At 64.6% G+C, this 15,992-nt stretch carries 11 protein-coding genes, 1 tRNA gene and 1 pseudogene; 9 read left to right on the forward strand and 4 right to left on the reverse strand.

Annotation, left to right across the window (positions count from 1 at the left end):
- Positions 1-595 (reverse strand): annotated as a pseudogene (gene psaA, locus QZ184_RS05600) (photosystem I core protein PsaA); the annotation flags it as partial.
- 684 nt (positions 596-1,279) lie between these two features.
- Here psaA and QZ184_RS05605 point away from each other — a divergent pair.
- Positions 1,280-2,395: a hypothetical protein gene (locus QZ184_RS05605; protein WP_296418519.1), complete on the forward strand. Its 1,116-nt coding sequence runs from the start codon at positions 1,280-1,282 to the stop codon at positions 2,393-2,395.
- Entirely contained in the window at positions 2,392-4,173 is a 1,782-nt protein-coding gene (gene cobJ / locus QZ184_RS05610) for a precorrin-3B C(17)-methyltransferase (RefSeq protein ID WP_296418522.1), read from the forward strand. The genes QZ184_RS05605 and cobJ overlap by 4 nt, the downstream gene beginning before the upstream one ends.
- Before the next feature lie 3 nt (positions 4,174-4,176).
- On the opposite strand, the gene QZ184_RS05615 is transcribed toward cobJ, so the two are convergent.
- Positions 4,177-4,250 (reverse strand) — tRNA-Pro (locus QZ184_RS05615).
- Positions 4,251-4,333: 83 nt separating this feature from the next.
- On the opposite strand from QZ184_RS05615, the gene lipA reads away from it, so the two are divergent.
- Entirely contained in the window at positions 4,334-5,203 is an 870-nt protein-coding gene (gene lipA, locus QZ184_RS05620; RefSeq protein WP_296416224.1) for a lipoyl synthase, read from the forward strand.
- A 7-nt stretch (positions 5,204-5,210) separates the two neighbouring features.
- Here the strand turns inward: lipA and QZ184_RS05625 are convergent, their stop codons facing one another.
- Both QZ184_RS05625 and gltB read right to left on the reverse strand, forming a co-directional pair.
- Entirely contained in the window at positions 5,211-5,396 is a 186-nt protein-coding gene (locus tag QZ184_RS05625; RefSeq protein WP_043705403.1) for a hypothetical protein, read from the reverse strand.
- Between the two features lie 131 nt (positions 5,397-5,527).
- Positions 5,528-10,111, reverse strand: a complete 4,584-nt coding sequence (gene gltB / locus QZ184_RS05630; RefSeq protein WP_296418524.1) for a glutamate synthase large subunit — start codon at positions 10,109-10,111, stop codon at positions 5,528-5,530.
- Positions 10,112-10,310: 199 nt separating this feature from the next.
- Between gltB and QZ184_RS05635 the strand changes: the two genes are divergently transcribed.
- The 6 genes from QZ184_RS05635 to QZ184_RS05660 all read left to right on the forward strand — a co-directional run.
- Positions 10,311-12,056, forward strand: coding sequence for a phosphodiester glycosidase family protein (locus QZ184_RS05635; protein ID WP_296418526.1), 1,746 nt, complete (start codon positions 10,311-10,313; stop codon positions 12,054-12,056).
- 31 nt (positions 12,057-12,087) lie between these two features.
- Positions 12,088-12,456 (forward strand): AIR synthase, encoded by a 369-nt coding sequence (locus tag QZ184_RS05640; protein ID WP_296418528.1) that lies wholly within the window; start codon positions 12,088-12,090, stop codon positions 12,454-12,456.
- Between the two features lie 69 nt (positions 12,457-12,525).
- The gene (gene rpsL, locus QZ184_RS05645) at positions 12,526-12,900 is read left to right on the forward strand and encodes a 30S ribosomal protein S12 (RefSeq protein WP_010314630.1); all 375 of its coding nucleotides are present in this window, start codon (positions 12,526-12,528) and stop codon (positions 12,898-12,900) included.
- A 41-nt stretch (positions 12,901-12,941) separates the two neighbouring features.
- Complete coding sequence (gene rpsG, locus QZ184_RS05650) at positions 12,942-13,412, forward strand: 30S ribosomal protein S7 (RefSeq protein WP_010314628.1); 471 nt, start codon at positions 12,942-12,944, stop codon at positions 13,410-13,412.
- An 89-nt stretch (positions 13,413-13,501) separates the two neighbouring features.
- Entirely contained in the window at positions 13,502-15,577 is a 2,076-nt protein-coding gene (gene fusA / locus QZ184_RS05655) for an elongation factor G (RefSeq protein WP_010314624.1), read from the forward strand.
- Between the two features lie 39 nt (positions 15,578-15,616).
- A partial coding sequence (locus QZ184_RS05660) for a GTP-binding protein (RefSeq protein ID WP_296418530.1) occupies positions 15,617-15,992 on the forward strand: 376 nt, incomplete at its 3' end.

Below are 15,992 nucleotides of genomic sequence, written 5' to 3' on the forward strand. Positions count from 1 at the left end.
GGTTGAGCATCGACTCAACGTTCTGGAACCACTCGAGCTTGGGAGCTGCCTTGTGGTAGTGGAAGACGCCCGCATTGAGCATCAAACCGGCCATCACCAGAGCACCGATGGCCAGGGCCATGAGCTGGGTTTCAGTGGTGATGCCCCAGGCCCGCCACACGTGGAAGAGGCCTGAAGTGATCTGGATGCCGTGGAAGCCGGCACCCACATCGCCGTTAAGGATTTCTTGGCCGAAGACAGGCCAAACCACCTGCGCACTGGGTTTCACGTGCGTGGGGTCGGCGAGCCAGCCGGAGTAGTTGGAGAAGCGAGCACCGTGGAAGAAGGCGCCGCTCAGCCAAACAAAGATCACAGCCAGGTGACCGAAGTGGGCCGAAAAAATCTTCCGGCTGACCTCTTCGAGATCGCTGGTGTGGCTGTCGAAGTCGTGAGCGTTGGCGTGGAGGTTCCAAACCCAGGTTGTGGTTTTGGGACCTTTGGCAAGGCTGCGATCGAAATGGCCGGGCTTACCGAACAGTTCGAAGGTGGCCGGGTTGTTCACCCGGTCGACCTGGGCCTTCGCCGTTTTCCCACGCTCTGGTGGGCTGATGGTCATCGAGAGGTTCCTCGAGGGACGGGGTCGAGGTGGAGGTCCACCCTTCTGGGCTGATCCTTCGACGAAGCGAGGGATCTCCAGTGGAGCCACGGACGCAAGCCAAGGACTCGCGCCATGGGCGCCGGGCCAAGAAAACCCGCTTCGACCGAGGTCGAAACTGCTCTTCCTGACTGGCGCTTTGGGCCCCAATAAGGGGACCGCTGGCGGAAGTATAAAAGCGGAATCCAAGCCTCTCGGCCCAGCAGTTACAAAGGTTCAACCCGGAGTCGGGCCAGTCAGGGACTGAGTTCTCGCGGGAGCAAAGAATCATCAAGTTTTCTCAGATTGCCCCCGTCTTGTTAAGCAAATAAGGCCATTTCCATAGCCCTATTTATCGAGAATCCGCTAGTCCTTCCGGTCAAATAGTCCGCAAACCTGCAGAATGTGTTCAGTCATTCGCCCAAACGAGTGGGGAGAGGCAAGCGCATGCGCCAGTCAGCACTAAAGGCCATCTCGGCCGTGGTGCTCTCGGTGTTGCTCATGGTCGCCAGTGGCTGCACATCCGGCACCAGCGCAAGAGGGAGCAGCTCAGAACCCTCTCCAGTCACCAGCTCCAAACCAAGTGGACAGCTGCAGGAAGTTGCCCCACCAGGAGCAGTGCAACAAGTCCGCGAAAGGTTGAACGACCTGGCGCCACAGATCGAGGTGTTGTCCCCTGCAAATGACAGCACTCTTCCGGCCGGCCCCTGGACGCTGAAGCTGAAGGTTCAGGACTGGCCCCTCTACGAAGACGAAACCAACGGACTGGGCCCCCACCTGGTCGTTCAACTCGACGATCAACCCCCTAGGCGCATCAGCAGCGCAGCCGAAGCCCAGGGACTCTCCATGCCGGAGCTCAGCCCTGGCAGCCATCGCCTGACGGTCTTCGCCGCCAGGCCCTGGGGGGAAGTGGTCAAAGCCCCAGGAGCCAGTCAGCAGTTACGCCTGCATCGGGTCGCCCGCAATCCGTCCCAACTGCCGGCTTCGGGCTCCCCGCAGCTGATTGCGGCCAGTCCCTCGGACCTGCAGCACAACGAGCCGGTCCTGATCGACTGGTTGTTGATCGACGCACCGCTGCAGCACCTGCGCGATGACGATGCCCGTTGGCGCCTGCGGGTCAGCGTGAACGGCGACAGCTTTCTGGTGGACCGGCAGACACCGCTTTGGCTCAAGGGCCTCAAGCGGGGCAGCAATGCGGTGCAACTGGAATTGCTGGACGGCCGAGGAGACCCCCTCAACCCACCCTTCAACAGCGTGGTGCGTGAGGTTGTGATCGACTCCAGCCCCAGGCCGAGCTGGCAACAGGCCAGCCTCAGCGCTCAAGCCCTCGCGGCCCTCAGTGGCAGCCCGGAGCCAGAACCCGTCGCGCCGCCAGCTGCCGAGATCCAGACCAAGAAACCCGAGGCCGCTCCACCTCAGGCTGCGCCGCCTGAAGCGAGCGAACCGGAGCGCCCTGAGCCCCAGCCAGCTCCCCTGGAGGAGGCACGCCCGGATCCCACCGAACTGCCAATGGCAGCTGAGGCGACACCCGCCCCAGCCGATCCCGAGCCGGAACCTGCTCCTGCGGAGCCCCCCTCGGCACCCGAAGAAGAACCGACGCCTCCCGCACCCACTGCGGTAGCACCCACGCCAGCACCAGTAACAACAGTGCCCGCAGAGCGCACCGCTCCGAGCAGTCGTCTGGGTGGATCAGCGCGGGATTTGGTCAGCAGTGACGGGTCCCTGATCGAAGCGCAGCCCAAGGGTCCCTTGGCCGGCCTGAAGGCGAAGCTGGGGGGATGAACGACAGCCTGATTTGGGGATTCAGCCTCAGCGCCAGCGGCCTCCCGCTGCTGCGACGCCTCCTGCAATCAGGTGAGATTGACCGTCTGGCCAGCCCGGCCGATGGAAACCACTGGGGGCCTGGGGAACTGCAGGCCCTGCTCGAGGCCAACTGGAGCACAAGTCGGGCCTTTGTGGCCGTCGGGGCCTGTGGGGCCATCACCCGACTGATCGCGCCTCAGCTCGAGAGCAAGGCCAGCGACCCAGCGGTGGTCGTTCTGGATCCAAGCGGACGCTTTGCCATCCCCCTACTGGGAGGCCACGGGGCTGGTGGCGAGGCCCTGGCTCAGACCCTGGCGGCCAGCTGCCAAGGGGAGGCGGTGATCACCGGTGCCGCCCATGGCGAGGGCCGAGTTGCCTTGGACAGCTTTGGTCAGGCCTGGGGCTGGAGACGCAACAACGGCCCCTGGGACGCGCTCATGAAGGCCGCCGCCCGCGGCGAGGCGCTGGAGGCCCAACACCTGCAGGGCAATTCCCGCTGGCAAGAACTCCCCGGCCTGGCGCCAGGGGCCGAGGCCGCCACACAAAGGATTTCAGTCGGGGTCGGGGCGGATCCGGGCTGCCGCTGGCACCCGCCCAGCGTCTGGCTGGGAATGGGCTGCGAGCGCAACACCAGCCTGAGCCTGCTGGAGCGCTGCTGCGACCAACTGATCGCGCAACACCAGATCGCACCGGAGGCGATCGCAGGCCTGGCCAGTGCCGATCGCAAAGCGGATGAGCCGGCGCTCTTGGCGCTGGCCAAACAGCGCGGCTGGCCCCTGCGCTGCTTCAGCGCTGAGCGCCTGGCACCGGTGGAGGTTCCCAACCCCTCCGCCGTGGTCGCGGCCGAACTGGGAACCGCCAGCGTGGCGGAGGCCTCGGCCCTTCTGGCGGCAGGCCCGGAGGCAACGCTGCTGGCCGAAAAGCAGATCAGCCGCGCCGAAGCAGGTGAACAGGGAGCGGCGACTGCAGCCCTGGCCCTGGCCGCCAGTCAATGGGCACCCCATCGCGGCCAGTTGCATCTGATCGGCAGTGGGCCAGGTCGGCTGGACCTCCTGACCCCGGACGCCAAAGCGGCCCTCAGCCAGAGCTGCGTTTGGGTCGGCTACGGGCTCTACCTGGATTTGCTTGAACCGCTGCGCCGCCCCGATCAACTGCGCAGTGACGGTCAGCTGACCCAAGAGCGAGAACGCTGCAGGCAGGCGCTGCGCCTGGCCTGCGAGGGACAGACCGTCTCCTTGGTCTCCTCGGGGGATAGCGGCATCTATGGGATGGCGGGACTGGCCCTGGAGCTCTGGCTCGAGCTCGATCCCCTGGACCGTCCGGGCTTCGAGGTCCATCCCGGGATCTCAGCCCTGCAGGTTGCCGCGGCCCGGGCCGGAGCACCGTTGATGCACGACTTCTGCACCATCAGCCTGAGCGACCGTCTGACCCCTTGGGAGGTGATCGAAAAGCGCCTGGTGGCAGCGGCGGCAGGCGACTTTGTCGTCGCCCTCTACAACCCGCGCTCCAAGGGCAGGGATTGGCAGCTGGAGCGGGCCCAGCAGCTTCTGCTCTCCGGACGGCCTGCCAGCACGCCTGTGGTCCTCGCTCGCCAACTCGGGCGCCCCGAAGAGCAGGTGACCCTGCACGAACTCGGCGGTCTTCCGATCGAGCAGGTGGACATGCTCACCCTGGTGCTGATCGGCAACAGCAGCAGTCGCGCCGAGGACGGCCGAATGGTCACCCCGAGGGGATATCCAGGCGCGGAGCTGCAATAAGAATCGGGATGACAGGATTCGAACCTGCGGCCCCTTCGTCCCGAACGAAGTGCGCTACCAAGCTGCGCTACATCCCGATGGGCGGAGTGTAGGAGATGGTGGACCAGTCGCTTCCTAGAGTCAGCCAGCCCTTTGGTGCCTTCGGCGCGCTCCTCATCCCTTGCTGAAACCCGACTGGCTGCGCGTCAAAGCTCCCCAGCGGGAACGGATCGGGGAAGTGGCCGATCTGCTGCTGGATCTCAAGCTCAACACCGTCTGCCAGGAGGCCAGCTGCCCGAACATCGGCGAGTGCTTCGCCGGGGGCACGGCGACCTTTTTGATCATGGGGCCGGGCTGCACCCGGGCCTGCCCCTACTGCGACATCGATTTCGACAAGAGCGTTCGCAGCCTCGATCCGACCGAGCCCGAGCGCCTGGGGGAAGCCACCGCGCGGCTGGGCCTGAAGCATGTGGTGATCACCTCGGTGAATCGCGACGACCTGAGCGATGGCGGAGCCAGCCAATTTGTGGCCTGCATCGAGGCGGTCCGCCAGCGCTCTCCCCAGACCACCATTGAGCTGCTGATCCCTGATTTCTGCGGGGACTGGGATGCCCTGGCCACGGTGATGGAGGCCGGCCCCGATGTGCTGAACCACAACATCGAGACGGTGCCCAGGCTCTACAAAAAAGCCAGACCCCAGGGGATCTACGAACGCTCGCTCGAGCTGCTGCTGCAGGTGCGGGAGCGCTGGCCGAAGGCCTACAGCAAGTCCGGCCTGATGGTCGGCCTTGGGGAAAGCGACGAGGAAGTGATCGAGACCCTGCTGGATCTCAGGGAACACCGGGTCGACATCGTCACGATCGGCCAGTACCTCTCCCCGGGGCCGAAGCACCTGCCGGTGGATCGGTTCGTCACCCCCGAGCAATTCGAGCGCTTCCGTCTCCACGGCGAGCAGGAGCTGGGCTTCCTGCAGGTGGTCAGCACTCCCCTGACCCGCAGCAGCTATCACGCCGGTGAGGTGCAGCGCCTGATGCAGCTGCACCCCCGCTAGGCCTGGCTTAAGCCTGGGGCTCCAGCAGAAATTCAGCTTCCAGAGCCTGGGCCTCAGGGCAGTCCCCAAGGGCATCCAGGCGCTGGTTCACCAGGCTCACAGGAGCATCCAGGCGGACACAGTGCTCGAGCAGGGCCAGGGTCATCTGGCGGGCAAAGAGCTGTTGAAAGGGTTGGGCGAACTCAGGAGGCATGGCTCCGTTGCGGTTGCCCAAACGCTATGGACGGTCTCGGATTGCAGCGGTCGGGCCAGCCGAACCAAAGGGTGGGGTGAGCCGACCCAGTGGTGCAGCAACCGAACCCGAAGGAGCGGAGAACCGGCGGCTCAGGCCGCCACCGCCTCCCGCTCCGCCAGGCCGACGTTGGCCTTCTCGCTGGGGGGAACCAGCACCTTGAAGCGCCCTTTCCAGCTGGACCAGTCGCCCAGGATCGTGGACGCCTTGCTGCTGCCGGTGGCCGCGAGATGGGCCTCGAGCAGAGGCTTGAGCATGGCCTCCTGCTCAGGGGTCGTGAGCTCACAGATCTCGACGATCTCAGGGTTGACGCGATCGCGCAGACCACCGTTCTCATCGAGGATGAAGGTGACGCCACCGGTCATGCCGGCGCCCACGTTGCGGCCCGTGCTGCCGAGCACCACGACCACACCACCGGTCATGTATTCGCAGCAGTGGTCGCCGGCGCCTTCCACCACGGTCTTGACGCCGCTGTTGCGCACAGCGAAACGCTCACCGGCACGGCCGAGGGCAAAGAGCTCACCACCGGTGGCGCCATAGAGGCAGGTGTTCCCCAGGATCACCTGGGCACCGGGATCATTGCCACCGGCAGGGGGAACGACGGTGATGCGACCACCGTTGATGCCTTTGCCGACGTAGTCGTTGGCCTCACCCACCAGGCGCACATTCATGCCCTGAACGGTGAATGCGCCAAAGCTCTGTCCCGCCGCACCCTCATAGGTGAGGTCGAGTTGTCCCTGGAAGCCGGTGTTGCCATGGCGAGCCGCGATCTCACCGCCCAGACGGGCACAGACGCTGCGATCGGTGTTGATGATCGGCAGGGTCCTGGCGAGCTGGCCGTGGTTCTCAATGGCCGCCATCAGCTCGGCATCAGCCAGCAGCTGATCCTCAAGGATCACGCCGTTGCCATGGGCCGCCTCGGCGTGGCGCAACCAGGCGCGATCGGCCGCCTGGGGGATGGGATCCAGCAGGCAGGAGAGATCCAGGGCCTTCGTTTTCGCCAGCTGCACGGCGCGGGGCTTCAGCAGGTCCGAGCGACCAATCAGGTCCTCCAGACGGGCCACGCCCAGCACGCTCATCAGCTGACGCACTTCCTCGGCGACGAACAGGAAGAAGTTCACCACCTGCTCAGGCAGACCGGTGAAGCGCTTGCGCAGGGCCTCCTTCTGGGTGGCCACGCCGACCGGGCAGTTATTGGTGTGGCAAACGCGGGCCATGATGCAGCCCTCGGCGATCATCGCGATCGAACCGAAGCCGTATTCCTCAGCGCCCAGCAGGGCGGCGATGACCACGTCCCAGCCGGTCTTCAGGCCGCCATCGGCCCGCAGCAGCACGCGATCACGCAGGCCGTTCTCCAGCAGAGCCCGGTGAACCTCGGTCAGACCGAGTTCCCAGGGACCGCCGGCATGCTTGATCGAGCTCAGGGGCGAGGCACCGGTGCCGCCGTCATGGCCAGAGATCTGGATGACATCGGCATTGGCCTTGGCCACACCTGCCGCGATGGTGCCGATGCCGATCTCAGCCACCAGCTTGACGCTGACCTTGGCGGCGGGATGCACCTGGTGCAGGTCATGGATGAGCTGCGCCAGATCCTCGATCGAATAGATGTCGTGGTGAGGCGGCGGTGAGATCAAGGCCACCCCAGGCTTGCTGTTGCGCAACCAGGCGATGTAGGGATCGACCTTCGGACCGGGAAGCTGGCCGCCTTCACCGGGCTTGGCCCCTTGGGCCACCTTGATCTCGAGCTGCTTGCCGCTGCGCAGGTACTCGGGGGTCACGCCAAAGCGGCCCGAGGCGATCTGCTTGATCGCAGAGCAGGCGGTGTCCCCGTTTTTCAGACCCTTGATCGAGGGCAGGGTGGCGGAGAGGCCCTCCGCATTCACATCCCCCAGGACCTTGAAGCGAGCAGGGTCCTCGCCGCCCTCACCGCTGTTGCTCTTGCCGCCGATGCGGTTCATCGCGACGGCCAAGACTTCATGGGCTTCGCGCGAGAGGGCACCCAAGCTCATGCCGCCGGTGCAGAAGCGCTCACAGATGCTCTCGATGCTCTCGACCTGATCGAGGGGCAGCGGAGTGGCGGCGGGTTGCAGCTCCAGGAGGTCCCGCAGGGCCGTCACCGGACGGTTCTCCACCAGGGTTTTGTAGGTGGAGAAGTGGTCGTAACCGGGCCCCTGCTTGATCGCCGCATGGAGCGCCTTGGTCATCTCCGGGCTGTTGAGGTGGTATTCCCCGCCGGTCCGGTACTGCACAAAGCCCATGAACTCGAGCTTGGTGCGGTTGAGTTCTGGGAACGCCTTGGCGTGGAAGGTCAGCGTCTCGCTGGCCAATTCCGCCAGGCTCAGACCAGCCACGCGGCTGGTGGTGCCCTTGAAGGCCCGCTCGATCAGATCGGCACCGACACCGATCGCCTCAAAGATCTGGGCTCCGTGGTAGCTGGCCAGCAGGGAGATACCGATCTTGGAGAGGATCTTGCGTAGACCGTCTTCGAGGGCCTTGCGCACATTGGCCTGGACCTGATCGGGGGTCAGGGCGGGGAGCTTGCCCCGCTCAATCAATTTCTGCGTCTTGGGATGGGCCAGCCAATGACGCGTGGTCTCCCAGGTGAGCCAGGGGCAAACAGCGCTGGCGCCGTAGCCGATCAGGCAAGCCAGGTGGTGGGTGCTCCAGCACTGGGCGGTCTCAGCCACCAGGGAGGTCTGCAGGCGCAGTCCCTGGTTCAGCAGGTGATGGTGCACCGCACCCACCGCCAGGAGCGGGGGGATATAGGACGTGGTTGCCGTGATTCCCCGGTCAGAGAGCACCAGGATTTGGTTGCCGCTGCGCACGGCGGCTTCAGCGTCGCTGCAGAGCTGGGTCAGTGCCGCCTCAAGCCCGGCCGGTCCGCCGGTGATCGGCATCAGGGTCGAGAGCGTGCGGCTGGCAATGCCCTGCTGGGTGGCCGCCGCCAACTCGGCCTCATTAAGGATCGGGCTGTTGAGATGCAGAACCGCTGCCGCGGCGGCCTCGGGCTTGAGGGGAGAGCCCCGCTTGCCCAGATGCATCTCCAGGCTCATCACCAACTTCTCCCGCAGGGGGTCAATCGGCGGGTTGGTGACCTGGGCGAAGCGCTGCTTGAAGTAGTCGTACAGAAGGTGGGGCTTATCGGAGAGCACCGCCAAGGGGATGTCATCACCCATGCAGTAGGTGGGCTCCTTGGCCGCACCGGCCATGTCCTCGATCACCAGATCGAAGTCCTCGGCGGTGAAACCAAAGGCGGTTTGCTGCTGGAGCAGCTCCAGGTCAGCCAGCTGGCGCTCCTGGGTCCAGGGCTGGGCCGTCAGGGTGCGGCGGTGCTCCGCCAACCACTGGCCGTAGGGGTGACGCGCGGCCACCTCTTGCTTGACGTCCCAGTTATGGAGCAGGCGACCGTTCTCCAGATCAACGGCCAACATCTGGCCGGGGCCCAGGCGACCCTTCTCGATGATCCGGCTTTCCTCGAGCTCCACCACGCCGGTTTCCGAGCCCATCACCACAAAGCCGTCGCTGGTGATGCAGTAGCGAGCCGGGCGCAGGCCATTGCGATCCAAGGTGGCGCCAACGCTGCGGCCATCGGCGAAGACCAGAAGCGCTGGGCCATCCCAGGGCTCCTGGGTGCAGGCCGAATACTCATAGAAGGCCTGGACCGCTGGCTTGTCAGCCAGGGCCGGCTGATCGCGGAAGGCCTCCGGCACCAGGGTCAGCAGGCTCTCGGTGATCGGGCGACCACTGCGAACCAGCAGCTCGAGGGTGGCATCAAGGTTGGCCGAATCGCTGAAGGCGGAATTCACCACCGGCTTGAGGTCCGAAGCGGCATCGCCCCAAACCGCATCGAGATCAGCCTCGGCGGCGCGGGCCCAATTCAGGTTGCCCAGAAGGGTGTTGATCTCGCCGTTGTGGCCCAGGAGACGCATCGGCTGGGCCAGGGGCCAGCGGGGCAGCGTGTTGGTGCTGAAACGACGGTGATAGACCGCGAAACTGACCGCGAAGCGTTCATCGCGAAGGTCCCCGTAGTAGGCGGAGAGGACCTCCGAGCGGACCATGCCCTTGTAGACAACCGTCCGGCTGCTCAAGGACGCGAAGTAAAGGTCGCTTGGGACGGCACCCCAGACACTGCGCGCACGATCGCCGCAGCGGCGCCGCAGGCGGAACAGCAGGGCCTCGAGGGCGTCACCATCGCAATCGGCAGCGAGCAGCCACTGCTCAATCACTGGAGCCGTGCCGCGGGCCAGGGGACCTAAGACGCTGGGGTCCACGGGAACGCTGCGCCAGCCCAGGCTGCGCAGTCCCAGGGCCTGGGCTTCCTCGTCGCAAAAGGCCTTGGCTTGATCGCGCTTGCCCGCCTCGGCAGGCAGGAACACCATGCCCAAACCACGGGTTGCAGCTGAGGCGGCGGCAGCTTCAGGCCAAACCGCCTCGAGATAGGTCCAGGGGATGCCGCAGAGCACACCGGCGCCATCGCCGGAATCGCCATCGCCGCCGCAGCCGCCGCGGTGCTCCATGCAGTCCAGACCGCGCAGGGCCTGCTTCAGGACCCAGTGGCTGGTCTCACCTTTGAGGTTCGCCAGAAAACCAACGCCGCAGGCATCCTTCTCGCCGGCCACCTCTGCCGGGGCGGGGCTGTCGCAATGGGGCCAAACAGGACGAGAAGACAGCGGCATAGCCCAGCGACAACAGGTCTATCGGTAGTAACGAAGCAGCCGGGTCGACCGAACGGAAGGCGACGGATCGCCCTAAACCTCGGTCCCGCTGCGAGCTTCTGAATCTAAAAGCTGGACCACCTGCAACTCAAGCAAGTGCTGGCGGACCGCTCCAAGGTCGCTAGCGTTTCGAGACTGAGCGGGCTGCTTCATGGCTTTGATGCCCGTCCTGGCAGCCCTGCATCCCGGGATCCCGCTCATTCCACCGCCTCCGCCACCGGCCGAGGTGAGACCGATCCGGCAGGCGGAAGGGTCACGGATTCGCGCCAACGGACGCACGCAACCAGCCCGCTGGCGCATCGAACGGGGCGAGCTCTGGCTCACCCTCGAATTCCTGGAGAACCAGCTCGGCGTCCAGCGCTCCAGCGGAGAGCGGGGCATGCTGCAACTGGAATGGTTTGGCAGCGAAATCAGCCTTCCCGCCAGGCGACAACAGAGCCTGGGGGATGAGGTCGCTGTTCCAGTCAGCGACCTGCTGCGCCGCGTCGGCGTACGCGTTGAGCCCTTCGGGAAAAACGAGCTGAGCCTGGAGCTCCCGGTTCGCCCCCTGCAAGCGATCCGCACCAGGGACAACGGCATCAGCGGCCGGCGCGTGGTCCTTGACCTCAAGGCCCCGGCGCTGGTGCGCAGCGATGACGGCCAACTGGCCATCAGTGCCGAAGGCAACCCAGAGCAACTGCGGCAACTGGCAGGGCTGGGGCTGAAACCCCGTCAAGAGAACGGCTGGCTGCAGCTGGAGGCCAAAGGGGAACGCCTAACCCTGGGCCGGCCTTGGCGCCTGGTCCTCGACCTGCCCAGCGACACCGCACTCACCAGCCTCAATCGCCCGAGCGGCACCAGCCCCAACACCGCCCTTGCGACCCTGCAGCGCCAGGGGCTAGCCCTCAATCGAACGGTGGACCGCATCGGCAACCGCCAGGTCCTGATCAACAGCGTCCAGCTCGATCCACGCCGAGTCCCGGTCGACCTGCGCCCGCTCAACCGAAGCAACGGGATGAAGGGCCTCAGCAGCCTCAGTCAGCTGGCCCGCAATGAATCGGCCCTGATCGCCATCAATGGCGGCTTTTTCAATCGCGTGAACCGGCTTCCCCTGGGGGCGCTGAAGGACAACGGCCAGTGGCTCTCAGGACCGATCCTGAATCGGGGGGCCGTGGGCTGGGGCGATGGTGAACTTCCCCAGTTCGATCGACTCAGGCTTCAGGAGAGCGTGCTCGATCCACGCCAACGGCGCTGGTCGCTGATCAGCCTGAACAGCGGCTACGTCCAGAAGGGACTGGCCCGCTACACCGAAGCCTGGGGGCCGCGCTATCAGCCGTTAACCGGCCAAGAACTGGGGTTCGTGCTCCGCAATGGCGTTGTGCAACAGCGCATCGAGGGCATTCCCCAACCCGGGGTCCCCTTGCGCGCCGGGGATGAACTGTTGGTGGCCCGCGGCGGGGTTCAGGTCGACTGGCAGCCGGGAGAACGCCTCGTGCTCAGCAGCCGATCGACTTCCGTCGTTGGGGACAAACCCTTTGTGGTCGGCGGTGGCCCGCTGCTGCTGCGCTCTGGACTGGTGGCCCTCAACGGCCAAGCGGAGGGATTCAGCCCTGGCTTCATCCGTCAGGGCGCCCCAAGAACCGTGATCGCCAGCGACGGACGTCAGCTGTGGCTGATCACCCTGCAGGGGGTCAATAACGCCGGGCCGACCTTGATGGAAACGGCGTTACTCCTGAAACAGCGCGGCCTCAAGGAGGCGCTGAACCTCGACGGAGGCAGCTCCACCGGCCTGGTTCTGGCGGATGTCCAAACCGTGAAAGGACGGGGCATCGCTGGATCGGTCCACAACGGCATTGGCTTGATCCCCCGTGCACCGATGCCACGGCCCAACCGTCCGCCGGCGCGGCTGGCCTCCAGCCCGCCCTGACACACTGGGTCGACCCAGCCTTTTCTTTGCCATGCCCAAGGGCCAAGGCATGCAACTCACCGCAGCGGCTGCCGCAGAGCTCGGCCGCCAAGCGGCCGTCGCCGGCACCCCGGGGATGATGCACCTTGACCTGGTGGATGGCACCTGCGAGCGCTGGGTGATTCGCATTCGTCCGGGCCGTCTGGCCGGAGTTCCCGTGGCACGCGCCGACGGGATCACTCTGTTTGCCCCCGGCGACCAGGGCGAGCGACTCAACACCCTCGAGCTCGACTATCGAGGTGACCTCAGCGGGGGCGGATTCTTGATCCGCACCGGCCGAGAGCACCGCGTTTGCGCTTGTGGTGCGGCCTTTGGCCCCGCTGACGAACCCGTTCTGGGTGGCAGCACCTCGACAAAGTAATGTGGCGGATTGTCGAAACGGTCGGCTCTCCGACCTCGCTTCCGGCCCCTCGAAAACTCCCGGCCCTCGATGCCCACGATTCAGCAGCTGATCCGCAGTGAGCGGACGCGCCTTACCCGCAAGACCAAGTCGCCCGCACTGCGCTCCTGCCCTGAGCGCCGTGGTGTCTGCACCCGCGTGTACACCTCAACCCCGAAGAAGCCGAACTCGGCTCTGCGGAAGGTGGCCCGTGTGCGCCTGACCTCCGGCTTTGAGGTGACCGCCTATATCCCCGGTATCGGCCACAACCTGCAGGAACACTCCGTGGTGATGATCCGCGGCGGTCGTGTGAAGGACCTGCCCGGTGTCCGCTACCACATCATTCGCGGCACCCTCGACACCGCGGGTGTGAAGGACCGTCGTCAGTCCCGCTCCAAGTACGGCGCCAAAACCCCCAAGGATTGATTTCCTTCGACGTTCGTTTCTGACTTCCTCCCCTTAGCTCTATGTCACGCCGCAACGCCGCCGAGAAGCGCCCGGTTCTTCCCGATCCCCAGTTCAACAGCCGTCTGGCAACCATGATGGTTGCCCGTCTGATGAAGCACGGCAAGAAGTCCACCGCTCAGCGGATTCTTTCCGACGCCTTCACGCTGATCAACGAGCGGACCGGCAGTGACGCCCTCGAGCTGTTCGAAACCGCGGTGAAGAACGCCACTCCCCTCGTGGAAGTGCGTGCCCGCCGCGTCGGTGGTGCCACCTACCAGGTGCCCATGGAAGTCCGTCAGGAGCGTGGCACCGCCATGGCCCTGCGCTGGCTCGTGAATTTCTCGCGCGCCCGCAATGGCCGGAGCATGGCCCAGAAGCTGGCCGGCGAACTGATGGATGCCGCCAACGAAGCTGGCAGCGCCGTTCGCAAGCGCGAAGAGACCCACAAGATGGCCGAAGCCAACAAGGCCTTCGCCCACTACCGCTACTAAGCGGAACTGCGGCATCTCAGGTCGGATGTGACCGACTTGTAGAGTGACGCCCGCTTTTTTGTCGATTCCACCCTCCGGAGACCTGCCCCGTGGCTCGCGCTATTCCCCTGGAACGCGTCAGAAATATTGGTATTGCGGCACACATTGATGCCGGTAAAACCACCACCACTGAACGAATCCTGTTTTATTCAGGTGTGGTGCACAAGATCGGTGAGGTGCATGACGGCGCCGCCGTGACCGACTGGATGGCCCAGGAGCGCGAGCGGGGCATCACCATCACTGCTGCGGCGATCTCCACCAGCTGGAACGATCACCGCATCAACATCATTGATACCCCCGGCCACGTGGACTTCACCATTGAGGTGGAGCGCTCCATGCGTGTGCTCGATGGCGTGATCGCCGTCTTCTGTGCCGTCGGTGGTGTTCAGCCCCAGTCGGAAACCGTCTGGCGTCAAGCGGACCGCTACAGCGTTCCGCGCATGGTGTTCGTCAACAAGATGGACCGCACCGGCGCTGACTTCCTCAAGGTGCACGGTCAAATCAAGGACCGCCTGAAGGCCAACGCCGTTCCGATTCAGCTGCCCATCGGCGCTGAGGGTGAACTGAGCGGGATTATCGACCTGGTCAAGAACCGCGCCTTCATCTACAAGGACGACCTCGGCAAGGACATCGAAGAGACCGATGTCCCTGCGGACATGAAGGATCTCGTTGATGAGTGGCGCGCCACTCTGATGGAGACCATCGCTGAAACCGATGAAGCGCTGATCGAGAAGTTCCTCGAGGAAGGCGAGCTGAGCGAGGCAGAACTGGCCAAGGGCATCCGCGAGGGCGTGCTGAAGCACGGCCTGGTGCCCATGCTCTGCGGCTCCGCCTTCAAGAACAAGGGCGTTCAGCTGCTGCTGGATGCCGTGGTGGACTACATGCCCGCCCCGGTGGATGTGCCCCCGATCCAGGGTCTTCTGGCTGATGGCAGCGAAGCGGTGCGTCCCGCCGACGACAACGCCCCCTTCAGCGCACTGGCCTTCAAGGTCATGGCTGACCCCTTCGGCAAGCTCACCTTTGTGCGCATCTACTCGGGTGTGCTCCAGAAGGGCAGCTACGTGCTGAACTCCACCAAGGACAAGAAAGAGCGCATCTCTCGCTTGATCGTCCTCAAGGCCGACGATCGTGAGGAAGTGGACGAACTCCGCGCCGGCGATCTCGGCGCCGTTCTGGGTCTTAAGGACACCACCACCGGCGACACCCTCTGCGTCGACGCCGATCCGATCATCCTGGAATCGCTCTACATCCCCGAGCCCGTGATCTCGGTGGCTGTCGAGCCCAAGACCAAGGGCGACATGGAGAAACTCTCCAAAGCCCTGCAGTCCCTCTCCGAAGAGGACCCGACCTTCCGGGTTCGCACGGATGCAGAGACCGGCCAAACCGTGATCGCCGGCATGGGCGAACTCCACCTGGAGATCCTGGTGGACCGCATGCTGCGCGAATTCAAGGTGGAGGCCAACATCGGTGCGCCTCAGGTGTCCTATCGCGAAACCATTCGCGCCAGCGCCAAGGGCGAGGGCAAATTTGCCCGTCAAACCGGTGGTAAGGGCCAGTACGGCCACGTGGTGATCGAAATGGAGCCCGGCGAACCGGGTTCCGGGTTCGAGTTCGTCAACAAGATTGTTGGCGGCGTCGTGCCCAAGGAGTACATCGGTCCGGCTGAAGCCGGCATGAAGGAAACCTGCCAGTCCGGTGTGATTGCAGGATTCCCGATGATCGATGTGAAGGTCACCATGATCGACGGGTCGTACCATGACGTCGACTCCTCGGAGATGGCGTTCAAGATCGCCGGCTCCATGGCCTTCAAAGACGGCGTCAAGAAGTGCAATCCCGTACTTCTTGAGCCCATGATGAAGGTCGAAGTTGAGGTTCCTGAGGACTTCCTCGGAAGCGTCATCGGTGACCTCTCATCGCGCCGCGGTCAGGTCGAAGGACAGTCCATCGACAATGGTCAGTCCAAAGTCCAGTCCAAGGTGCCGCTGGCCGAGATGTTCGGCTACGCCACCCAGCTCCGATCCATGACCCAGGGTCGGGGTATCTTCTCGATGGAATTCAGCCATTACGAGGAAATTCCTCGCAACGTGGCAGAAGCCATCATCTCCAAGAATCAGGGCAATTCCTGATCTTTTCCCTACCCATTTACCCCCCGATTCTTTTTCATCATGGCTCGCGAGAAGTTCGAAAGGAATAAGCCCCACGTCAACATCGGCACCATCGGCCACGTTGACCACGGCAAGACCACCCTCACCGCCGCCATCACCAACGTGCTGGCCAAGAAGGGTCAGGCCAAAGTTCAGAACTACGCCGACATCGACGGTGCTCCCGAAGAGCGTGAGCGCGGTATCACCATCAACACCGCCCACGTTGAGTACGAGACCGCCGGTCGTCACTACGCCCACGTGGACTGCCCCGGTCACGCGGACTACGTGAAGAACATGATCACCGGTGCTGCCCAGATGGACGGCGCCATCCTGGTGGTGGCAGCCACCGACGGCCCCATGGCCCAAACCAAGGAGCACATCCTCCTGGCCAAGCAGG

The sequence above is a fragment of the Vulcanococcus sp. DEBay_Sum22DG08_74 genome (assembly GCF_017852955.1).
GTDB lineage: Bacteria > Cyanobacteriota > Cyanobacteriia > PCC-6307 > Cyanobiaceae > Vulcanococcus.